Here is a 20,762-nt window from a genome sequence, read left to right as displayed (position 1 = left end):
GTCTCGGTCGGTGGCGCGGTCCTGCCCGACGACGCGGACGATGTTCGCGCGCTGGTCGAGGTCGCGGACCGCGCCCTGTACGTCGCCAAGGAGGCGGGCCGGAACCGGGTCGCGATCGGTCCGGAGGGGATGACACCGGAGGGGCGGGCCCCGGCCGCGGCGCCGGCGCCCGCTCGGCCGGCTTCGCCTCGTCCGCGACCGGCCGGACTGGCGGCGGTCGGTCGTCCGGCAGTCGGTCTGCCGGCGTTCGGTCTCTCCGCGCTCGACTCCGTGCCATCCCGTCGTCTGCCGAGGGAAGGGGCCGCCGGCGATCGTTCCGCGGCCGGCGGGGCCGCGGTTGACCCACTGGGCATCGGCCCGCCCATGCTCCTGCGGGCAGCCGTTGATCCGTTCGGATCGGTGCCCCCGCTCCGGCCGAGTGGACCATTTGGTGCACTCGGCGCGTCCGCGTCCGCGTCCGGGTGGGGCGGGTGGTGGGCCGGTGACGACGGCGAACAGGCCCGATCGGGCCATGCAACCAGCGTCGATCCGGGCGGCACGCCGGCCTCGTCCACCGAGCCCGTGGCGGCAGACGTGGCCGCCTCGGCGGTCGCCACCGCGGTGGCCGCGGTACTGGCCGCGGAGCCGCATGAGCTGGCCGGGCGCCTACCCGACGGCATCGAATGCCTGCGCCGAATCGCCGAGCAGGTCGATGCCTGCCACGCACCGCGAGCGGACGGCCGAGCGGTGGGGCGCTGGCTTGCCGAGGTCCTCACCGTGCTCGGCCATGCCGCCGTGACGCGGCACCGGGCCCGCCTGGCAGGGCGGCTGCACAACGTGGGCAAGATCCTCCTTCCGCCGCATGTGCTGGCCCGACCGGGCCCCCTGGATGCCGAGGAGTGGCGGCTGATCCGGATGCACCCGCTGATGGGCGCGAACCTACTGGCCCAGGTGCCGGGTCTGCAGATCGAGGCAGAGATCATCGCCCAGCAGCGGGAGTGGTTCGGCGGGGGTGGCTACCCCAACGGGATCGCCGGGTCCGGGATCCGAATCGAGGCACGAGCCCTGGCGGTCTGCACGGCCTGGGCGGCGATGCGCGGTGGGCGAGGTGGGCGGGATCCCCTGAGCGGGCCAGCCGCCCGCGAGCAGCTGCGGATGGGGCGCGCCACCCAGTTCGACCCGGTGGTCGTCGACGTCTTTCTCGCCCTGGAGTCGGACCGGCGAGTCGGACTGCCCCATCCGGGCGACCGACTTATGACCACCCCGGCCGCGCGGGCGGCCGACCGGCCGGTGCTGGACTCGCCCGGCCGCACGCCGGTGTCCCGACTGTGAGGTTGACCGAGCACGACTTCCCTTCGACTTCTTCGCCGACAGCGCGGTGGGCCGATGCCGGCCTGGCATCGGCTGGCCCGGCAGCGGGTAGTTCTTTCCCGATGGGTCCGAGAGCAACCGCTCCGGGCGCTTGGTCAGATACTCACCGTAACTATTTGGGCCAGTAGTGCGGTTCCGGTACGGCGCGGCGTGTCCGCGCTCGGTCCCGAAAGTGGTGGCTGATACCTGCCCGGAAAGAGGGGGAGTGACGGATAGAGCCGCAACACCGATACTTTGACGCTCCAGTACCTGGCATGTGTCGGATCGGTCGTGCTCCGCCAGACCGCGAAGAGGACGCGGCGAACCCGAGCTCGGGGGAGGTACCGGAATCGACCCAGGCGGGTGGGGCGTTGCGAACGGAGGTACGCAATCATGCGGACAGCGGCACGAGGGGGAATCACCGTCCGGTCCGCCTGATACCGACTCCGCAACGTCCGTAGTAGCGATCCCGACGGGACGTTTTCACCGGTACGGGGGCTGTCCGTACCCAAGAAAGGTCACGAGAGAGGGGCGTCCGTGCGAACGCTCGAACCCATCGGCCTCGACCTCGACACGATCGAGGTGGACAAGCTTGCCAAGGGCATCACCCTGAGCCTGTTGATCCCGGCCCGCGGCCCGGAGGCGGCTCGGACCCTCGGCGAGATCATCGCGCAGAACCGGCAGCGGTGGATGCAGGAACGCAGTGTTCTGGACGAGATCGGCGTCGTCGTCGATCCGTCTTCGGACGGGGACGAGCACGACCTGGTGCGCATCGCGACGGATGCGGGTGCGAGCTGGGTCGTCCGCGGGCATTCCGTCCTGCAACGACATGCCGGCAGGGAGGAGACGGCGACCGGCGGGAAGGCCGGCGCCATGCGTAGCCTCGCCTACCTTGCGTTCGGCAATCGGCTCATCTTCCACGACGCCGATCTCGAAAGTTACGATCCGTACACAGTGGGGGTGCTCGCCGCGGCGACGACGGCTGGGAATGCTCCGCTTTTTGTGAACGGAAGTTCGCGCAGGGTGACGGGCGACGGTCAGCCTGGCGGGCGTACCACCGAGATGCTGCGATCGTTGTTGTCGAAGCAGCTTGCCCGGTATGTGCCGTCCATCACGCGGACTATCCAACCCCTGATCGGGGAGTTCGTCATCGACGCGGATGTCTTCGCGGCGCTGGCCTTCTCGCGCGGGTATGGCGTGGAGACCTCGCTGAAGGTTCTGGCCCTCGACCTGCTCGACTACTCGGACAGTCTGCAGGTCGAGCTGCCGATCAAGTATCAGGTCGGCCAGCATTACCACAGCCTCGTGAAACAGTTCCATGAGATTAGTTTCACAATCGATGTCCTGGAGGCATACTTCCAGCGGCGCCGGGTCGATCCGCATGTCGCCATCTGGCAGATCGCGGACAACTACGACCTGCTATTCCCGGGCCGCACCTACGCACTGCACCGACCGCCGGGTTACGACGAGGCGGATTTCATCCCGCGCATGGGCTTCTACCAGCCGCTGGCCACGGCACCGGCATATCAGGCCCGGCTTCCGGAGATCAAGAGTGCCCGCCGGGTCGCCCTGGACGCATTGGAACGCCGGATGCGCGCGTCGGCCTGACCAATCCGCCCCGGCCGAGCCGAGTGGCCCGGTCGGGGCGCCTCACCCGGCCGGGCGGGGCCGGCAGGCCTGGGCGAACACGTCGGTCATCTGCCGGTCGAACAGGTCGGCGGGATCACCGAGGGCCGGCGGGAGGTGGCCGAAGGTTTCCAGCGACAGGAAGCCGTGCAGCTGGGTCCAGGCCGTCAGGCACACCGTCATGCCAGCGGGGCCGATCGGCACTGCGTGGTCAGCTGCCCAGGCCCGCAGCCTGGCCTGCATCGTCGGGGTGAGCCCGGCGCCGACCTGGCCGGTGTCGACCAGCCCGGCCTCGATCGCCTCCGTCATACAGCGGAAAAGCACGGCCACCGAGCGCTTCAGCTCCGCGGCCACCCGGTTGTCGACGGACCTGCCTTCCGGCACCCGCGGACCGAAGATCAACCTGTACTCGACCGGGTGGTTCAGTGCCCAGTGACGGTGCGCCCGGGTGACGTCCAGCCACCGACCCAGGTGGTCGTGCGGATCGCCGGCCGCGAAGGCCGCCTCCAGGGCGTCGGCCAGCGAGGCGAAGCCGTCGGCCGTCAGCTCCTCAAGCAGGACCTCTCGGCTGTCCACATAGCGGTACAGGGCCGAGGGGGCCATGCCCATCGCGCGCGCCACCCCCCGAAGGGACAGCGCGGCGGGACCGAGCTCCGCCAGCTGGGCGTGCGCGGTGCGCTTGATCTCCTCGAGGGTGGCGCGCCGTAGCCGTTCTCGGCGCGGGACTGGACTACTCACGGCGGTCATGGTCGATCTCGCGGTGAACGCTGTCAACTACGCGTCAACCCGGTCTTGACGAGAACATCGTTCGCGAACACTGTTCTCTGCAGGGTTACCCCATCTGCGGAGGAAACCATGTTTTCGTCCCTCGTGGCGCTGGTGACGCGCCGTCCCCGCCTGGTGTTGGTCCTCACGGTTGTCCTCCTGCTCGGCGGCGGCGTCCTGGCGAGCACGGCCTTCGGTAAGCTGCAGACCGCGGGCTTCGACGACCCGGCGTCGGAGTCCAGCCGGGCGGCCGATGTGATGGACGCCCGCTTTCACGGCCGTCCAAACGTGCTCCTTCTCGTCACCGCCCGGCGGGGGGATGTCGACGACGCGACAGTCGCCGCCGCGGGCCGGTCCGTGGCGGCCGATCTCGCCGCCCAGCCGGGCGCCCGCGACGTCGTGTCCTACTGGACCGGCGGGGGGCCGTCGCTGCGCTCCCGAGACGGTCGATCGGCGCTGGTCGTGGCCAGCGTGCGGGACGATGACGAGGCCTCGGACATCGTCGATCGCTACGAGTCGGGGAAACGCTGGCCCGACCCGGTGACCGTCCGACCGGGTGGTCGGGCGACGGTGGGCGAGGACATCGGCCACCAGGTCTCCGCCGACCTCGCCGTGGCCGAGTCGATCGCCATCCCCATCACCCTGGTGCTGCTGGTGATGGCGTTCGCCGGCGTCGTCGCCGCGCTGCTGCCGCTGGGCATCGGACTGCTCGGCATCGTCGGTGGCTTCGCGACCCTGTCCGTGATCGGCGGGCTCACCGATGTGTCGATCTTCGCTGTGAACCTCGCGACGGCGATGGGCCTCGGTCTCGGCATCGACTACTCCCTGTTGATGGTCAGCCGGTTCCGCGAGGAGCTGGCGGCCGGTCGTGAGCGCGCCGACGCGGTGGCGGTGACCGTTCACGCCGCCGGTCGGACCATCCTGTTCAGCGGTGCCACGGTGATCGTGGCGTTGGCGGTGATGCTGCTGTTCCCGCCGTACTTCCTGAAGTCCATGGCGTATGCGGGCATCGGGGTGACGCTGGTGGCGGTCGTGGCGGCGATCGTGTCGCTGCCGGCGCTGCTGATGCTGCTCGGGGAGCGGGTGAACTCCTGGCAGGTGGGTGGCCTGATCGGACTGGTCCGCCGACGCCGGACAAGCCGGCCGGAGCGGGTGGGGGTGCCCGGTGCGGACGGGGGGGCAGCGACCGGGGCGCAGAAGGCGGGTGAATCCCCGTTCTGGCGACGGGTGGCGGCGACGGTGATGCGCCGCCCCGTGCTCACCGGGCTGCCGGTGGTCGTGGTGCTGTTCGTGCTCGGGTCGCCGTTTCTGCACGTGGACTTCGGGACGCCGGACGACCGGGTGCTCCAGCCCGGCTCGGCGTCGAGCCGGGTGGTCGGGGACGCGCTGCGCGAGGACTTCGCGGCTGACCTCGGCGGTGCGATGGAGGTCGTCGTGCAGGCCGCCGGAACGGGGCCGGTCGACCGGTCGGCGCTGGCCGCCTACACGGCGACGCTGTCGCGGCTGCCCGACGTGGCCCGCGTGGACAGTGCGCTGGGAACCTACGTGCAGGGCCGGCGCGCCGTACCCCCCGGTCCGGCCAGCAGCCGCTTCGCGGCCGCCGGCGCGGATTCGCTGCAGGTGGTGGCCTCGGTGGACTATGCGTCGGGTCGCGCGCAGGATCTTGTCCGGGCCGCCCGCGCGGTGCCGTCGCCCCCCGGCACCAGCGCCCTGATCGGCGGGGCGCCCGCCGTCCTGGTGGACGGCAAGAACACGGTCGCTGACCGGCTTCCTCTCGCACTCGGCCTGATCGCGCTGGCCACCTTCGTCCTGCTGTTCCTGTTCACCGGCAGCGTGCTGCTACCGGTGAAGGCGATCGTGCTCAACGGCCTGGCCATGTGCGCGGTGTTCGGCGCATCCGTGTGGATCTTCAGTGACGGGCACCTCGCGGGACTGCTCGACTTCACCCCAGGCCCGCTGGACACGTCCATGCCGGTGCTGCTGTTCTGCATCGCCTTCGGGCTGTCGATGGACTACGAGGTCTTCCTGCTCTCGCGGATCAAGGAGGCGCACGATGCCGGGGCAGACAACTCCGAGGCTGTCGCCACCGGGCTCGCCCGGGTTGGACGAATCGTGACCACCGCGGCGGCGCTGCTCGCGGTCACCTTCGTCGCCTTCGCGACCTCGTCGGTCCGCTTCATGCAGATGTTCGGGGTCGGAACGGCGCTGGCCATCGTGCTGGACGCGACGCTCATCCGGGGAGTGCTTGTCCCCGCGTTCATGCGGGTCGCGGGCAACGCGAACTGGTGGGCGCCGCGCCCACTGCGGATCCTGCATGACCGGTTCGGACTCCACGAGTACCGCGCCCCCGCCCCGCCGGCCGGGCCCGTAGAAGAGCTGGCCGGCAGGCGTGCCTGACGGGACGGGGCCGCCGGCTCAGAAGCGCTCGAAGCCGCGTCGGCGCTCCCAGTCGGTGACCGTGCCCTCGTACCCGGCCAGCTCGACCTCGGCCGCATGGGCCAGATGGGCGACCACCCGGTCGCCGAACGCCGCGTGGGCCACCGCGCTCGACCGCCACCGTTCGACGGCGTCGCGCAGCGTCGCGGGCAGCGGCGCGAGCCCCGGCATGGTGAAGGCGTTGCCGATCCGACCGGGTTCGAGGGTGAGCCCCTGCTCCATCCCGTACCGGCCGGCGGCGATCATGCCGGCCACGGCGAGGTAGGGGTTCGCGTCCCCGCCGGGCACGCGGTGCTCGATACGCAGCCCCGTTCCGCTGCCGACGACCCGGACCGCGCACGTCCGGTTGTCACGACCCCAGCTCACCCTGGTCGGCGCGAACGCACCGGGGGCGAGCCGCTTGTAGGAGTTGACGTTGGGTGCGAACAGCAGCGTGAAGTCAGCCATGCAGCTCAGCTGGCCGGCGACGAAGGAGCACATCAGCGGCGACATTCCCGCGACGTCAGATCGACTGGTTTCGCGTGAGGCGGCAAAAACCGGCTCGTCACCGCCTGCCGCGCGCAGGGACAGGTGGACGTGGCAGGAGTTCCCCTCGCCCTCGTCGTACTTCGCCATGAAGGTCAACGCCTGTCCCGATGCGGCGGCGATCTTCTTTGCGGTCGTCTTGTAGAGGGCGTGGTTGTCGCACGTCTGGAGCGCCTCGGCGTACCGGAAAACAATCTCGTACTGGCCCGGATGGACCTCGCCCCGAGCCGACTCGACCGCGATCCCGGCGTCGGCCATGGCCCGCCGGATGCGGCGGGTCAGGTCGTCGAGTTCCTCGGTGCCGAACAGTGCGTAGTCGATGTTGTAACGGCTGGCTGGGCTGAGCCCGGACCAGGAACGCCGCGCCGCCCGTTTGTAGGACTCGCGGAAGACCAGGAACTCCAGCTCGGTCCCGGCGAGGGCGGTGAGCCCGGCGGCGGCGAGCGCATCGAGCTGGTGGCGCAGCACCGTTCGGGGGGCCACGTCCACGGGGGTCCCGTCGGGCCAGAACGCGTCCGCAAGGACCACCGCGCAGGACGGGCGCCACGGGGCCCGGCGCAGGCTGGTCAGATCGGGCCGGAGCCGCAGATCACCGAAGCCGTCGTACCAGGGGGTGCGCGGATAGCCGCCGTCGGTCTGCATGTCCACGTCGACAGCGTGCAGGTAGGTGCATGCGCCCAGCCCGTCGGTGAGCACCTCGCGCGCGAAGTGCTCGGGGGACACGGCGCTGCCCACCAGTCGGCCCTGCAGGTCGACGGTGGCGACGACGACCTCCTCGACCGCATGGTCCCCGGTCAGGAGCCCGGACAGGGCCTCGATACCCGCCGCTCGCGGATCGGGCAGCGCCACCTGTGGATCGAGGTGCGCCTCCGACTGGGGATCGGTCAGCGTCGCCTGTGGGTTGGTGTCCACCGGGTTCGGGTCGGTAGGGCTCCCCGACGCGGCGGACCCCGCCGACCGGGCAGGTGGTGTCGGCGCTGACGGCGATGTCAACGATCCTCCGTTCGTGCCATCGAATCCGTGGGCTCGACTGCGGGCGCACGGGCCGTCAACGTCGCCACCGGGTTGGCGACCTCGCCGTGCATCAGGTCGAATCCACCGTCCCGCTCGGCCCGGTCGTGGAACCCGGCGCCGGCGAGCTGCTCGCGGTTCAGGCAGACCCGGTCGAAGCTCGGCGTGAGTAGATCAATCTCGCGGAAGCGTTCCCGTAACTGGGGGAACCGATCGTGGTAGCCGTCGATCGTCGCCCGGACCAGCCGCCAGAACTCGCCCTCCGCAACCTGCAGATGATCTGCCACGAGCACGGAGAAGTAGCGGAAGTGGCCGGTGAACACGGCGGAGAGCACCGAGTGGGCCAACATCGGCCCGGGCCAGCGGCGGCAGTGCATGGCCGCCTGTGCAGGCATGTTCGCTCGTTCGGGGAAATCGCCGTCCACCAGCTCGATGTCGGCGCCGAAGTCCTTCACCGCGATCCGTCGGGGCAGGTGATCGGCGTCGAAGATGCAGATGACGTTCTCGCCATGCGGGGTGAAGGCGACCCCGTATTGGTACAGATAGTGCAGCAGCGGCGGTAGCAACGCGGTGAACAGGGCGGTGAGCCAGTCCCGGCCCGACCGGCCCGACTGGGCCACCAACTCCGCGGCGAGGGGACGTCCGTCCGACCCGATCGTGAGCAGCGACGCGAGGCTGCGAGCCCGCTCCCCGGCGGCGAGATGCCGCTCCACCGGATCGCGCCAGACCACGCCGAGCAGTTCGTGCAGGCGGTAGGGCGCGTCGGGGATGGCGTCGTAGGCCGGATGGGTGACGGCGGCGCCGGCGATCTCGGCCAGGGGCAGCACCCCCGTCACCTCGCGCAGGAACGGATCGGCGTCGCGCAGGTCGAGCAACCAGCGTGACACCGCCGGCCCGGCGGCGGCGTCCGCCGCGGACATGCCCCGCCAGACCAGGGTGTTGCGGATCATCAGCGCAAGCTTGACGTTGCGTCGCTCCGGCCGGTCGATGTTGGCGAGCGTGCGGACGGCCTGCAGCGGGAGGTACCGGTCCGGCCCCTCGCCCAAGGGGACCAGGAGTCCGGTGGCCAGCTCGGCGGCGAACAGTGGAACGATCACGTTCTCCCACTGCCATGGGTGGACCGGTAGCCAGAGGTAATCCTCGGCGGCCCCGCCGGCGGCAGCCGGATCGGCCATCAGGGCGTGGGCGAGGACGTCGGTGAAGCGGGCGCGGGTGCCCGCGTCCAACTCGGCGTGAACGAGGGCGGCATTGCCCGACCGGCCCGTGGCGGACCCGTCCGGCGGCTCGAGGTTGGCCGGCTCGAGGTTGGCCGGCGCGATGTCCCAGTACCGCCCGATTGCGGGATGTGCGGCCACCCAACGCAGGCGGAAGGGCGACCGGGCCTCCGGGCTGTACTGGTCGACGGCCGCGCCGAAGCCGAGGCGTCCCTTGTTGGCGACGAGGCAGGGATGACCCGACTGATGGCCTTCCAACGCGACGAAGGGCAGGTCGGCGAGGGCTGCCGCGGGCAGCGCCGTCGTCAGTAGGCGCTGGTCGGCCGACTGGGTGGCGAGCAGATCGCGCACCACGTCGGCAAGGACCGGATCGGGCCACCCGAGCAGGGACTGCGCATCCCGCAGAAAGCGCACCGGGTCGGGCTCCTGCCCGCCGACTGAAGGGGCGGCACGGGTGAGGCTCTCGGGATCGATCCACCAGGATCCGAACGTGCCCCGCTGAGCGCGAAATCGGTAGACGGCGCCGGCCGCCACCAACCGGTAGGCCAGCGCGGGCCCTCGACCGATCGGGCCATCCTCGTGGAGGTTCGCGGCCCCGCCGTCGTCGATCTGCGGCCTGAGCAGGTCCTCATAGGCCAGTTCCGCGATGAGCTTGGCCAGCAGCGAGCGTCCGGCCTGCCGCCAGCGGTCGGCTGACCGGCCCGGAGCCGCCACCGGCAGCGGGGATTGCTCGGCAGGAGGGCGGACGGTCAACGGTCGCCCTCGCCAAGCATGACGGGATGCCGCCGCCGCGCCGCCCGATCGGAGTCCACGTCCGCCGCGGCCTCGGGCTCGCGGAGTCCCCCACCATCGGCCGTGGTGCCGGCGGCGGAGGTGCCCCGCCCGGCCGGGCTGGTCGCTGTCGTCGCCGTTGTCCGTGGTGCGTGGTGGGACCCGCCCGTGCGGGGAGGCGCGCCGAAGGTCGTGAACGCCGACGGCGGTGGCAGTCGGTACGCGTGCCCCCCGGTCAGGTCATCGAGGATGACCGCGGCCCGCCAGGCACCCAGGCCGAGGTCGGGGGCACCGACCCCGTGGGTGTGCAACTCGGCGTTCTGGACGTACAGGTGTCCGGTCAGGCCCGGATCGGTGGCGATCCGGTAGCGGGCGTCGATCTGGAACCGTCCGGCGTCGTCGAGTGCCAGCAGCCCGGCGACCGGGTCGAGCAACGCCGGACGGCGGGCCGCGTACCCGGTGGCCAGCACCACCGCGTCCGTGGCCAGCGGGAAGGTCCGGTCCTGATCGCGGTGGCGGCAACCGAGCGCGATCTTTCCTCGCTCGTCGTCCAGCGATGCCGACTGTACCGACACCCCCGGCATCAGCGTTGCCGCCTCGTCGCCACCGTCGATCGTCCGTTCGTAGAGCAGGTCGTAGATCTGCGCGATGGTGTCCGCGTCGATCCCCTTGTACAACTGCCACTGCGCCGGGACGAGAGCGTCCCGGCGGCCTTGCTCGAGCCCGTGGAAGTAACGGATGTGGTCGGGGGTGAACTGTTCGAGGCCCAGCTTCGAGTACTCCATCGGGGCGAAGGCGGGGGTGCGGGTGATCCAGGTCAGGTGCTGTGTCGCCGTCTGCTGGTTGCGCAGCAGGTCGGCGAACACCTCGGCGCCGGACTGGCCCGATCCGACCACGGTGATGTGGGACAGTTCGGCCAGCGATGCGCGCCGCTGGCGGTAGTGCGCCGAGTGGAACACCCGGTCGCTCGAGACTCCGGCGAAGGCTGGTGGCGTGGTCGGCTCGGTGCCGATCCCGAGCACCAGATGCCTTGCCGTGACCACCCGGGTGGACCAGGTACCAGCTGACTCGGAGGCCTCGCCGCGCAACGTCCCCGCAGGCGGCGGTGTCGTCCGCGTGACCACGATGCGAAACAACCCGGCGTCGGGATGCCAACGGACCGCTTCCACCCGGGCGCCGAAATGGGTGGATTGCAGGCCCTCGGCGACCCACCGGCAGTAGGCGTCGTACTCCCGGCGGGGGATGTGGAAGCGTTCGTAGAGGTAGAAGCGGAAGAGCCGGTCGTGCGCCCGCAGGTAGGACAGGAACGACCAGGGGCTGGTCGGATCGATGAGAGTGACCAGGTCGGCGAGGAACGGCACCTGCAGGGTTGTGCCCTCCAGCAGCAGCCCGGGATGCCAGCTGAACGCCGGCGCCTGCTCGAAGAAGGCGGCACGCAGGCTGGGGAGTCCGTCGGCGAGCGCGGCCAGCGACAGGTTGAACGGGCCCAGCCCGACCCCCACCACGTCATAGTCCGGGGTCTCCGGATGGGGGAGGCCGGGCGCCGCAGCCGCAGCCGCAGCCGCGACCGCGGTCCGCGGCGGCTCGTCGCGGGATGCGAGCGGGATGCGGGACGTCACGGGGCGGCCTCCAGCAGCGGGTTCGGAATCTGTACGTAGACCGACTGGGTGGCCACTGGTCCAATCAGTTCGTCGCGGCCGTCCACGCAGGTGCGCAGGTTGCCCTTGCTGGGCAGGGTGGGGGACGTCAGGAGGGTGGCGAGCAGCCGGCGCCGGACGGCGGGCGGCCCGGCCGGCCCGCGGTCCGACCGGGCGTCCGAATCCATCCGGGACAGCAGGTCGCGTGCTCGCCCAAGCAGGCGGTGTTCGTCGGCGACGCCGGCCGCGCCCAGGGCTCCGCCCACGGCGAAGACATTGTTCACGAACAGGTAGTAGATGATGCGCTCCGCTACCAGCTCGTCATCGAAGATCACGTCGAGGTTCGTGGCAAAGCCGGCCAGCAGGTGTTCCGTGGCCGAAGCGGCCGAGGCGGCCACGTAGTAGCCCTGGCTGTCGCGGTACCACCCGGCTACCGGCCAGCCGTCGGCGTCCAGCGTGACCAGGGTGTTCTGCAGATGCGCCTCGACGCCCACGCCGAACTGCAGGTACAGGTCCAGCACGGGCGCTGCGAGCACGGTCAGGTAGCGCTCGAACCAGGTCTCGGCGAGCGCCCGGACGGGTTCGTGCCGCCGGTCGGCCAGCCGGGTGAGCAGCCGGGGAAGCATCGCCGCCCGGGACCGCCCGCGGCTGTCCGCCGCCCGATCGGGCCGGGGCGCGACCAGCGCCGCCATGCTCACCGCCCGGTCGGTCGGGCCGAAGGGGTTCGTCCGAATGGCGGTCGCCAGCGCCACCGCACCGTTGTCGCCACCGTCGGATGCCTTGGCCGACACGGGGATGCCCAGCTGATCAGATCCCCTGGACAGCGGACGGCGGTCAGGACGGGTCACCGCCACCCAGTCGGGCTCCCCGATGAGGTGGAAGTCCGGATGCCGTGCGGTGAGAGCGGCGCCGAGGCCCGCGTCGACCAGCCTAGTGATCATCTCTGCGAGTCGGAGTTCTCCGAGGTGCAGGACTCGGCGCGAGTTGGTGATGCGCAGGCCCAGGGAGAACTTGAGCATCACCCGGCTGTCCGGCCGCCAGACGGTCCGCAGCGAAGACGTGGGGTACCACCACGGGCCCGACCTGCCGAGGTCGATGAGGCGCCCGTCGGCGAGCAGCTGGGCGAGCGGGCCGTCCGCACCACCGGTGAGTTCACGGGCCTGCCACGGATGGGCGGGCACCGGAACATAGCCGGGCGGAAGGCGCGGGTCTGGCGGGCCGCCTCGATCGGTGCCGGGGGGCGCCGACGGATCTGCTCCGATCGGGCGGTACCCCCCCGTCGTGCCGGGGATGGCGTCGCCGCCGAACAACTCGGCCAGCAGGCGCGTGACCGGGTGTCGGCCTCCCGGCAACTGCGCCGCGGGGCTGCCTTCCGCCGCCGGGGCACCCGATGTCGACACCACCGAGGGATGCGCGGCGAACCAGTGCAACGCGAAGTAACCGGCCCGCTCGGGGGAGTAGACGGCCATCGCCTCGTCGGATGCTCCCTGCCTGCTCGCCGCGGCTGGGTGGAAGGGATGGCCCGTGAGCGACGCCTGCTCCGCGGCCAGGAACGGGGGGACGGCACTCGGGTGCCCGCCGGTCCGCCGAGCGTCGAGATGGGCGGCGATCCGGCATGCCGAATCAATGATCCGGCCCAACGCCTCGGTCCCGTGGGCGGCGGGCAGCCCCTGTTCCGCGGTGACCTCACGGACGAGGAGCGTGGCGAGCAGGCCGGCATCGACGGGCGACGGCGCGCCCGCCGGGGAGACCAGTTCGGGCTGGGTGAACCGGTGCCACCCGGACGGCGAGCGGTGGGTCACCCTCGCCCGAATGGACAGGCCTGACGCCGGCAGCCCGACGTCGATCGTGCGGGCGTCGGCGTCCGGCCGGGCGCCGGTCTCCCGCAGCCAGCAGCGCAGGAGGGTCTCGGTGACGAGGTCATCGGCGACGGTGGCGGCCGTGGGCTGGTCCGCGGTCACGGGATGCTCCTGGTCTCGCCGCCGTACCCGCCGGCGAGTTCGTCGCCGGTCGTGGCAATCAGGCGGAGCAGTGCGTCCACGTCGGCCCGGGTGGCGTTGGGGTTCAGCAAGGTGAGTTTCAGGTGCACGGCCCGATCGGACCCCACGCGGGTCCGGCCGACCACCGCACGCCCGTCGAGCAGCAGTGCGCGGCGGATCGCGTCGTTGAGCTGGTCCGGCCGTTCGGCGGTGCACGCCGCCGCCGAGCCGGTGACGTCGGCCTGTGGGCGGTAGCGGAAGACGACCGTGGTCAGGGTGACCGGAAAGGCAGGCTCGAGGCGGGGATCGGCCTGGACCGTCCGTTCCGCGTGCCGGGCGAGATCGTGGCAGGCGTCGACCAGGGTGCCCAGCCCGTCCCGGCCGAGCGCGCGCAACGTCACCGCGATCGGGAAGGAGTCCGCGCGGCGGGTGGTCCGCAAGGACCGGTCCAGGAGGCTGGGAAAACCGGCGGCCTCGTCGTCCTCGGATCGAAGGTAGTCCGCCTGGGCGGCGCGCAGGCTGGGCCACCCGTCCGGGCGGGGCGTCAGGAAGACGCCGGCCGGAGCCGGTTGCCAGCCCAGCTTGTGCAGGTCCAGAGCGACCGAGTCGGCGAGCGCGACCCCGTCGAGATGGGCGGCCAGTCGGTCGGAGAACAGCGCGCCGCCGCCGTACGCCGCGTCGACGTGTAACCAGCCGGACGAGGCGGGATGGCCCGTTTCGGCCGGTGCAGCCGAGGACGACCGCCTGCGTAGCCGACGGCGGTGCTCCTCGACCGCAGCCGCGATCTCGCGCAGCGGGTCGACGGCGCCGGCGTCGGTGGTGCCCGCCGTGGCCACGACGACGGCGGGCCCGGCATGCTCGGCGAGCGCCTTTCGTAGCAGGTCGACCCGCATCCGGTCCTGGCCGTCGGTGGGGATCGCCGCGACCGGCGGGGTGTCGATGCCCAGCACGGCGGCGGCGCGATCAACAGAGAGGTGCGCGGCGGCGGAGCGGAACACGCGCAGCTGCCCGTTCGACGCGGCGTCCCGCGCGAGGAGCAGGCCCATGAGGTTGGACTCCGTGCCGCCGGTGGTGATCGTGCCGGCGGCCTGATCCGGGTCGAAGCCGGCCAGTTCGGCGAGCGCCGCGACGACCTCCGTCTCGATCGTGGTCGCGGCCGGGGCCTGATCCCAGGAGTCCAGGGACGGGTTGAGGGTGCTCACGGCAAGGTCGGCGGCGACTGCCACGGGCAACGGCGGGCAGTGCAGATGGGCGGCGCACCATGGGTCCGCCGGATCCGCCGATCCTGCGGCGAGGGCCTCCACCAGTCCGGTGATCGCGGCCGCGGCTCCGATCCCGGTTCTGGGGAGCAGGCTGGTCCGATCGGGCGATGCGCCGAGGGCGGCCTGAACCGCCGCGCGGACCCGGGACGGTCCACCGGCCGGCAGCGGTCCGCCGCGCCGGCGCCGGCCCTCGGCCAGCGCCGTGAGGGTCATCCCGACGAGCTCGTCCAGGCCCGGCTGGGACTGCGGCACCTCTCTCACCCGGCCTTGCGACCGGTGGGTGGGGTGAGCGTGGGAGTGAGCCGCCGCACGGCGGCGTCGATGGCGTCGGCCAGGATCGACAGGGCGCGTGCGGCCTCCTCATCGCCGATGATCAGGGGGGGCAGGAACCGGATGACCGCCCCGTGCCGACCACCGAGCTCGATGATCAGTCCGCGGCGAAGGCACTCGGCGCGGACCAGGGCGGCGAGCCGGGGATCGGCGGGATACGCGCCGACGGCGTCCGCCGTGCCGGTCGGATCGACCAGCTCGGCGCCGAGCATGAGCCCGCGGCCGCGGACGTCCCCCACATGCGGCCGGTCCCGGGCGAGATGGTCGAGGCCGGCGAGCAGGCGGGAGCCCAGGCGGGCGGCGCGTTCGTCGAGCCCGTCACGACGCACCCGGCGCAGCGTGGCGCGCCCGGCGACCATCGCGAGCTGGTTGCCGCGGAAGGTGCCGGTGTGCGCGCCGGGGGCCCAGACGTCCAGCTCGGCCCGGTAGGCGATCACGGCGATCGGCAGTCCGCCGCCGATTGCCTTGGACATCACGACGATGTCGGGGGTGATCCCGCTGTGCTGCGCGGCCCAGAACCGCCCCGTGCGCCCCACCCCGGTCTGCACCTCGTCGAGGATGAGGGGGATGCCACGTCGGCGGGTGATCTCCCGGATGGCCCGCAGCCAGCCGTCCGGCGCCGGGATCACGCCGCCCTCTCCCTGGACCGCCTCCACGATGAGGCCGGCCGGGTCGGTGACCCCCCCGAGCGGGTCATCCAGCAGCCGTTCGATGTAGCGGAGGGAGAGCTCCGCCCCGTCCGGGCCGGCGCCCCGGTCGGGCGCCGACCCCACCCCGAAGGGGCACCGGTACGGATAGGGGAAGGGCAGCCGGACGACGGAGCCCACGGTCGGCAACGGGTTCTTGACGGCGACGTTCCCGGTCACCGCCAGCGCTCCCGCGGTCATGCCGTGATAACCACCGGTGAACGTGAGCATGGTCTGGTTCCCGGTCGCCGTCTGGGCCAGCTTGATCGCCGCCTCCACCGCGTCGGCCCCGCTCGGACCGCAGAAGTGCAGCTTGACGTCGCTGCCCAGCCCCGGCGGCAGGCTGGCCCGTAGTTCCTCGACGAACGCGTCCTTCTCGGGGGTGGCGAGATCCAGGGTGTGCAGGGGGGCGCCCCGCGAGAGCGCCGCGGTGATCGCCTGGACCACGTCCGGATGGTTGTGGCCCAGCGCCAGGGTGCCGGCACCGGACAGACAGTCCAGGTAGCTCCGGCCGTCCGCCCCGACGATCGTGGCCCCCTGTGCACGGACCGGCACGATCGGGAGGGTACGCGCGTAGGTCCGGGCGGAGGACTCCCGTTCGCGCTGCCGCGCGAGGATGGCGGCGGGATCCATTGCTGGAGAGTCTCGATCGATGCCGGTTCCGTCGCTGATGCCGTTTCGAGCGGAAATCGTCATTGCGGGCGACTCCCTTTCGAGCAGGAGCTGTTGAGGAAAGCCTAACCTAAGTCGACCCTCCGGCCGTTGCTCCGCGCTTGGATACGGTCGCGTCTGGCGCCATCGGCGGATCTCTCCATGGTCCGCCTGGTTGCCCTACATCGTCGCGGAAATGCTGCTCCCGGCGCCTGCGGCCGGTGTCCCCTCCGGTCGGGCAGTGTCCCAACGCACACCCAGAAGGTGGCATGCCGACCCCGATGCGGGGGTCACGCCGCCGGTGCGGCGGCCGATTCAGCCTCGCCCACGCGGGCCAAGCACCATCGCCGGACAGGTATGGCGGCTTTCGCCGCTGGCGAGCGTTGGGCCGTCCCGATCACGATGGATGCATTTGTTGCATGAAATACAGCGGATTGGCCACTGTGGGAACCGCTGCGGTGGTCCGATCGGCCGGACGCCCGGGCCTCGGGGAGGGGAGCTCGGATGGATCTTCCGCCGTCGGCGGCTCCGCTGCAGGCCCTGCCCGCCGAACGCCTTCCCGCCACGCTGCTCGCGGCGGTGCGAGAGGGGCCCGAAGGCGCGGAAGAGATCAGCGCCTACCTCTACGACCCGGCCGTCGCCGCCCGCAACGCGACGGCGCTGCGGGCCTGCCTGCCCAGCTGGGCGAGGATCTGCTACGCGGTGAAGGCCAACGGCTTCCCGCCGGTGCTCGACGCGCTGCTGCGAGGTGCCTCCGTCGCCGGGACGGGTGGGGATCTCCCGGTCGCCGGACCCGACCCGAACACACTCGTTCCCCGCCTCGGCGGGGTGGACGGTTTCGAGGTCTCCTCGATACGTGAGATGCGCCTGGCCCAGGAAGCCCATGGCCGGGTGGTCCCCGCCCGATCGCCCTACCTGGTTGCGTCCGGTCCGGCGAAGTCGGTCACCCTGCTGACCGCGCTGGTCGAGTCCGGCGTGTCCATGGTCAACGTCGAGAGCCCGGTCGAGCTGCGGCGGCTGGAGGCAGTGGCGGCGCGGCTCGGCCGGCGGGTCGCCGTGACGGTGCGGGTGAACCCGGCGCGGGTCGCCCTCTCGGGTTCCCTCCAGATGGGCGGGCGGCCGAGCGCGTTCGGGGTCCCCGAGTCGGAGGTGCCGGCCGTGCTGGACCTGGCGAGGCGCCTGCCCCATCTGGACGTGGCCGGACTCCACGTCCACGCGGTGTCCGGCAATCTCGACGCCGCCGCCCATCTGGACTACGTCCGCTGGTGTCTTGAGTTCGCCGACCGCTCGGCCGTCGACGCCGGGATCGATCTGCGGGTGGTCGACGTGGGCGGGGGATTCGGCGTGCCGTTCGAGCCGGACCGGCGCGGCGAGCGGCCCTTCGACCTGGACCGGTTCGGGGAGGGGCTCGCGCGACTCCCGGTCCCGACCGACGTCGAGATGATCTTTGAGCCGGGTCGGCTGCTCGTGGCCGACTGCGGCTGGTACGCCGCCGAGGTGATCGACGTCAAACGCTCCTACGGGACCGATTTCGTCGTGCTGCGCGGCGGCATCCACCATTTCGCCCTGCCGACCTCCTGGGAGATCGTGCACAACTTCGCGGTCGTGCCCAGGACCGCGCCGGCCGCCACCAGCAGCAGCCCGGACTGCCGTCCCGGAGAGGCGTCGACAGGTGGAGTCGATGGCATCGCGGAAGGCGGCGTGGCAGAAGGATGGAACATCGACACCTCCGGCCGACCGGTCACTGTGGTGGGCGAACTGTGCACGCCAGAAGACACGCTTGCGCGCGACGTCACCGTCGGCGCGGTGCGACCTGGCGATGTCATTGTGTTTCCGATGGCCGGCGCCTACGGCTATGAGTTCGCGCTCGCGGAGTTCCTCGGCCACCCCCGACCCCACCGCGTCGTGCTCGGAGAACGGGGGAATCGCGGCCCACGGACTGCCTGATCGCGGGCTTTCACTCCCCGTCGAGGAGCAGGGCCATGACACCGACGAGGGTCGCGCTGCTCACGATCTCGCGGCCGCGGATGAGCTCGCCGATCTCGCCGAGGGGTATCCATTCGATGCGATCCGACTCGTTGCGCTCCGTGGGCGGTCCGGTGAACGTGGCGGTGTCCGCCCGGAACACGAAATGCTGCGCGTCCGTGATGCCGTTCGCGGGCTGTGCGTAGATCAAGGGTCGCAGCGGTCCCGGGCGCCAGCCGGTCTCCTCCTCCAGTTCCCGGGCGGCGGCGTCGACGGGTTCCTCGCCGTCCTCCACCAGCCCCATCGGCAGCTCCCAGCCCCAGGTGTCGGTGACAAACCGATGCCGCCACAGCATGAGTACCCGCCGCGACTCGTTCAGCAGCGCGGTAACGGCGACATTGCGCAGTCGGACCACGTGGTACTCCGCTCGCTGCCCGTCCGGCTGCTCGACGTCGAGGAAGGCGAGGTTGACCCAGGGTGTCCGAAAGACGGACCGCTCCTGATGAACCTGCCACTTCATGAAGCCTCCCTGTCCAAGGCGATGGCTTACTCGATCGAAATGCGCGCCGACGTCGTCGTCGACTCGAACTTCGCCAATCCGGATCGTGCCGGACCATCGTGACGCAGTTCACCGCCGCGGGGTATCAGGCAGAAGCAGTCTTCATCGCTTGGCCAGGGTCGTCGAGAAATGCTCCGGCCCGTTGCCATGAAACTCTGGGCGAGACGTGAGTCCGAGTGTCTGGTAGAAGTCGCGGCGCGTGGAGGGGTCCGCGCAGTAGATGACGACGAGGTCGATTTCCGGTTCTGTCATCGTCGTCCGGTAATTTCTCCTGGGTCCCGGTCCGACTCCGATCAGAGCTGGCGCCGTCATCGCCACATCCCGGTGCCGGGCAGGCCGAGCCCGAGGGCGGCCTCGGCCTGCTGTGATGTCGCCGAGAACAGCCCGTTTGGCCTGGGACGGCGGCAGCGGCTCGTGCACCGTCGCGACCGCCCGCCGGGCGGTCGACGTGGATCGCAGCACCGGGGCGGGCCCACCTGCGGCAAGCTTGATCATTAGGAGAAGATCACCCACGTCACCAGGCCGTCGGCGTTGTCGACCGAGTGAGCCGCCCCCGGCGCAGTATCGGCGCCTCAGGACGTCAGGCCAGTCGAGCGATGATCTTGGTGTCGGGTTGGCCGTTGGCCGACCGGGCGGCGTCCGGCCCGGAGGCGGTCGGTCGAACCTTGCCCGAACCCGGGCGGGATCGCCGCTGGGAGGCGGCGGCCGAGGCCGCGGGCATCGCCGTCGGCGCGTCGGCGCGGAGGCCGGATGACACCAGGGCGGCCCGTGGGGTGGCGCAGGGCGTAGCCGCGTCCGGTGTCGGGGACGGTGAGGCGGGTCCGCCGGGGCGTCCGCCCGTCGGGAAGCTCTCGGCGGCGACCCGGGCGGACTCCGCCGGTTGTTCCGCTGTGCGGGCGGACGCCGGGGTGAGGTCGTCGTCGTGGGGGGCCGTCGCCGTGACCGCGCCGTCCCCGGCGGGGGCGGACGTGTGCGGCACCGGCAGATCGAACCAGAGGTACTTGCCTGACTCCGCGATGATCGTTCCCCAGCTGCCGGCGAGGGCGTCGAGGACGAGCAGGCCGCGGCCACCCTCCGCGTCGGGCGCGGCCGTGCGCCGCTGCGGCAGGACGGTCGAGGTGTCCGAGACAGAGGCGTGGATCAGCCCGGGGCGCATCTCGATGAGCAGCCACAGCGGCGGCTGGCCGTACTTGACGGCATTGGTCACGAGTTCGCTGACGAGCAGCTCGGCGGTGCCGCGGATGTCCTCGGGGAGCTGCACCAACCGCATGCCCTCCCGAAGGACCCGACGGGCCTGGGGAACGGCCGAGGGGAGATAGGGAAGCTCGGCGAGTATGTGGGTCGCGGGTGGGCATCGAGAGGTCGCCTGCCGAACCACGGCCATCGGAACCGAAGACGCGCTCATCTACCACCAAGCCTGAACAACGAGGACATCACTAATCGTGTACCCGCTCAGGGCGGATCGAAGCCTCGGAATCCCGATCGCACTCCTTGGAACGATGCCCACTCGTCATCCGATCATGCCGCGATCGCGGGACCTGCGGTTATGGCCGCCCGGCCGGCTTCGGTGCCGGTTGGGCGTGACGGTCGCAGCCACCAGATGGGGGACTGGTCAGCCGGGTACCCGCGCGACCAGGATCGCGACGTCGTCGCGCAGGTTGCCGCCGGCGAAGCGCTCGGCCACGGCGAGCACCCGGTCGGCGATGCCCTGCGCGGACAGTCCCGCGCATCCGGCGACCGCCGCCAGTAGCCGTTCCTCGCCGAGCAGGTCGCGGCCGTCGCGGGCCTCGATCACCCCGTCGGTGTAGAAGACCAGCGACTCACCGGCGTCGAGGGTGACGTCGATGCCGGGGAAGGAGACCTCGTCGTCGTCGAGCACGCCGAGCAGGGTGCCCGGCCGGCCGACGAACGAGGCGTGGCCGTCCGCGTGCAGCACCACCGGCTGGGGGTGCCCGGCGAGGAACAGCCGCAGGCGGATCCCGGCGGGCTGCGCGCCGCCGGCCGCCGGGGCCGGGC

The 20,762-nt window shown here is 71.5% G+C and carries 15 protein-coding genes; 4 read left to right on the top strand and 11 right to left on the bottom strand.

Translation table 11 applies throughout. The annotated features are described in order from the left end of the window. Both NBZ83_RS16525 and NBZ83_RS16520 read left to right on the top strand, forming a co-directional pair. A partial coding sequence (locus tag NBZ83_RS16525) for an HD domain-containing phosphohydrolase (RefSeq protein WP_308203801.1) occupies positions 1 to 1,311 on the top strand: 1,311 nt, incomplete at its 5' end. Between the two features lie 555 nt (positions 1,312 to 1,866). Next, on the top strand, positions 1,867 to 2,937 hold the full coding sequence (locus tag NBZ83_RS16520) for a glycosyltransferase family protein (protein WP_261566727.1): 1,071 nt from the start codon (positions 1,867 to 1,869) through the stop codon (positions 2,935 to 2,937). Between the two features lie 42 nt (positions 2,938 to 2,979). Here the strand turns inward: NBZ83_RS16520 and NBZ83_RS16515 are convergent, their stop codons facing one another. Then, positions 2,980 to 3,702, bottom strand: coding sequence for a TetR/AcrR family transcriptional regulator (locus tag NBZ83_RS16515; RefSeq protein ID WP_261566726.1), 723 nt, complete (start codon positions 3,700 to 3,702; stop codon positions 2,980 to 2,982). Between the two features lie 108 nt (positions 3,703 to 3,810). Here NBZ83_RS16515 and NBZ83_RS16510 point away from each other — a divergent pair, with 108 nt between their 5' ends. Further along, positions 3,811 to 6,117, top strand: coding sequence for an MMPL family transporter (locus tag NBZ83_RS16510; RefSeq protein ID WP_261566725.1), 2,307 nt, complete (start codon positions 3,811 to 3,813; stop codon positions 6,115 to 6,117). A gap of 18 nt (positions 6,118 to 6,135) precedes the next feature. Here NBZ83_RS16510 and NBZ83_RS16505 read toward each other — a convergent pair whose 3' ends face one another. The 6 genes from NBZ83_RS16505 to NBZ83_RS16480 form a co-directional block, all read right to left on the bottom strand. Further along, complete coding sequence (locus NBZ83_RS16505; protein WP_368861868.1) at positions 6,136 to 7,500, bottom strand: glutamine synthetase family protein; 1,365 nt, start codon at positions 7,498 to 7,500, stop codon at positions 6,136 to 6,138. Between the two features lie 170 nt (positions 7,501 to 7,670). After that, entirely contained in the window at positions 7,671 to 9,659 is a 1,989-nt protein-coding gene (locus NBZ83_RS16500) for an IucA/IucC family protein (RefSeq protein ID WP_261566724.1), read from the bottom strand. After that, positions 9,656 to 11,296, bottom strand: coding sequence for a lysine N(6)-hydroxylase/L-ornithine N(5)-oxygenase family protein (locus NBZ83_RS16495; RefSeq protein ID WP_261566723.1), 1,641 nt, complete (start codon positions 11,294 to 11,296; stop codon positions 9,656 to 9,658). Before NBZ83_RS16495 ends, NBZ83_RS16500 begins: the two co-directional genes overlap by 4 nt. Continuing rightward, the gene (locus tag NBZ83_RS16490; RefSeq protein WP_261566722.1) at positions 11,293 to 13,275 is read right to left on the bottom strand and encodes an IucA/IucC family protein; all 1,983 of its coding nucleotides are present in this window, start codon (positions 13,273 to 13,275) and stop codon (positions 11,293 to 11,295) included. The genes NBZ83_RS16495 and NBZ83_RS16490 overlap by 4 nt, the downstream gene beginning before the upstream one ends. Continuing rightward, positions 13,272 to 14,768, bottom strand: a complete 1,497-nt coding sequence (locus tag NBZ83_RS16485; protein ID WP_261566739.1) for a pyridoxal phosphate-dependent decarboxylase family protein — start codon at positions 14,766 to 14,768, stop codon at positions 13,272 to 13,274. The genes NBZ83_RS16490 and NBZ83_RS16485 overlap by 4 nt, the downstream gene beginning before the upstream one ends. A gap of 44 nt (positions 14,769 to 14,812) precedes the next feature. Continuing rightward, on the bottom strand, positions 14,813 to 16,204 hold the full coding sequence (locus NBZ83_RS16480) for a diaminobutyrate--2-oxoglutarate transaminase family protein (protein WP_368861867.1): 1,392 nt from the start codon (positions 16,202 to 16,204) through the stop codon (positions 14,813 to 14,815). A 522-nt stretch (positions 16,205 to 16,726) separates the two neighbouring features. On the opposite strand from NBZ83_RS16480, the gene NBZ83_RS16475 reads away from it, so the two are divergent. Then, on the top strand, positions 16,727 to 18,169 hold the full coding sequence (locus NBZ83_RS16475) for a type III PLP-dependent enzyme domain-containing protein (protein WP_261566720.1): 1,443 nt from the start codon (positions 16,727 to 16,729) through the stop codon (positions 18,167 to 18,169). A gap of 10 nt (positions 18,170 to 18,179) precedes the next feature. Here NBZ83_RS16475 and NBZ83_RS16470 read toward each other — a convergent pair whose 3' ends face one another. The 4 genes from NBZ83_RS16470 to NBZ83_RS16455 form a co-directional block, all read right to left on the bottom strand. Next, positions 18,180 to 18,707, bottom strand: a complete 528-nt coding sequence (locus tag NBZ83_RS16470; RefSeq protein WP_261566719.1) for an NUDIX hydrolase — start codon at positions 18,705 to 18,707, stop codon at positions 18,180 to 18,182. A 141-nt stretch (positions 18,708 to 18,848) separates the two neighbouring features. Next, positions 18,849 to 18,998 carry a hypothetical protein gene (locus NBZ83_RS16465; protein ID WP_261566718.1) on the bottom strand — a complete coding sequence of 50 codons (150 nt, stop codon included), beginning with the start codon at positions 18,996 to 18,998 and terminating at the stop codon, positions 18,849 to 18,851. A gap of 328 nt (positions 18,999 to 19,326) precedes the next feature. Then, positions 19,327 to 20,016: an ATP-binding protein gene (locus NBZ83_RS16460; RefSeq protein ID WP_368861866.1), complete on the bottom strand. Its 690-nt coding sequence runs from the start codon at positions 20,014 to 20,016 to the stop codon at positions 19,327 to 19,329. 342 nt (positions 20,017 to 20,358) lie between these two features. Further along, the coding region (locus NBZ83_RS16455) for a PP2C family protein-serine/threonine phosphatase (protein ID WP_261575334.1) at positions 20,359 to 20,762 on the bottom strand (404 nt) is incomplete at its 5' end.

Origin of the sequence: Frankia gtarii (assembly GCF_025403375.1) — a bacterium.
Taxonomy (GTDB): Bacteria; Actinomycetota; Actinomycetes; order Frankiales; family Frankiaceae; genus Frankia; species Frankia gtarii.
The sequence above is the reverse complement of the archived record's forward strand: the minus strand, read 5'-3'. Positions and strand labels throughout refer to the sequence as shown.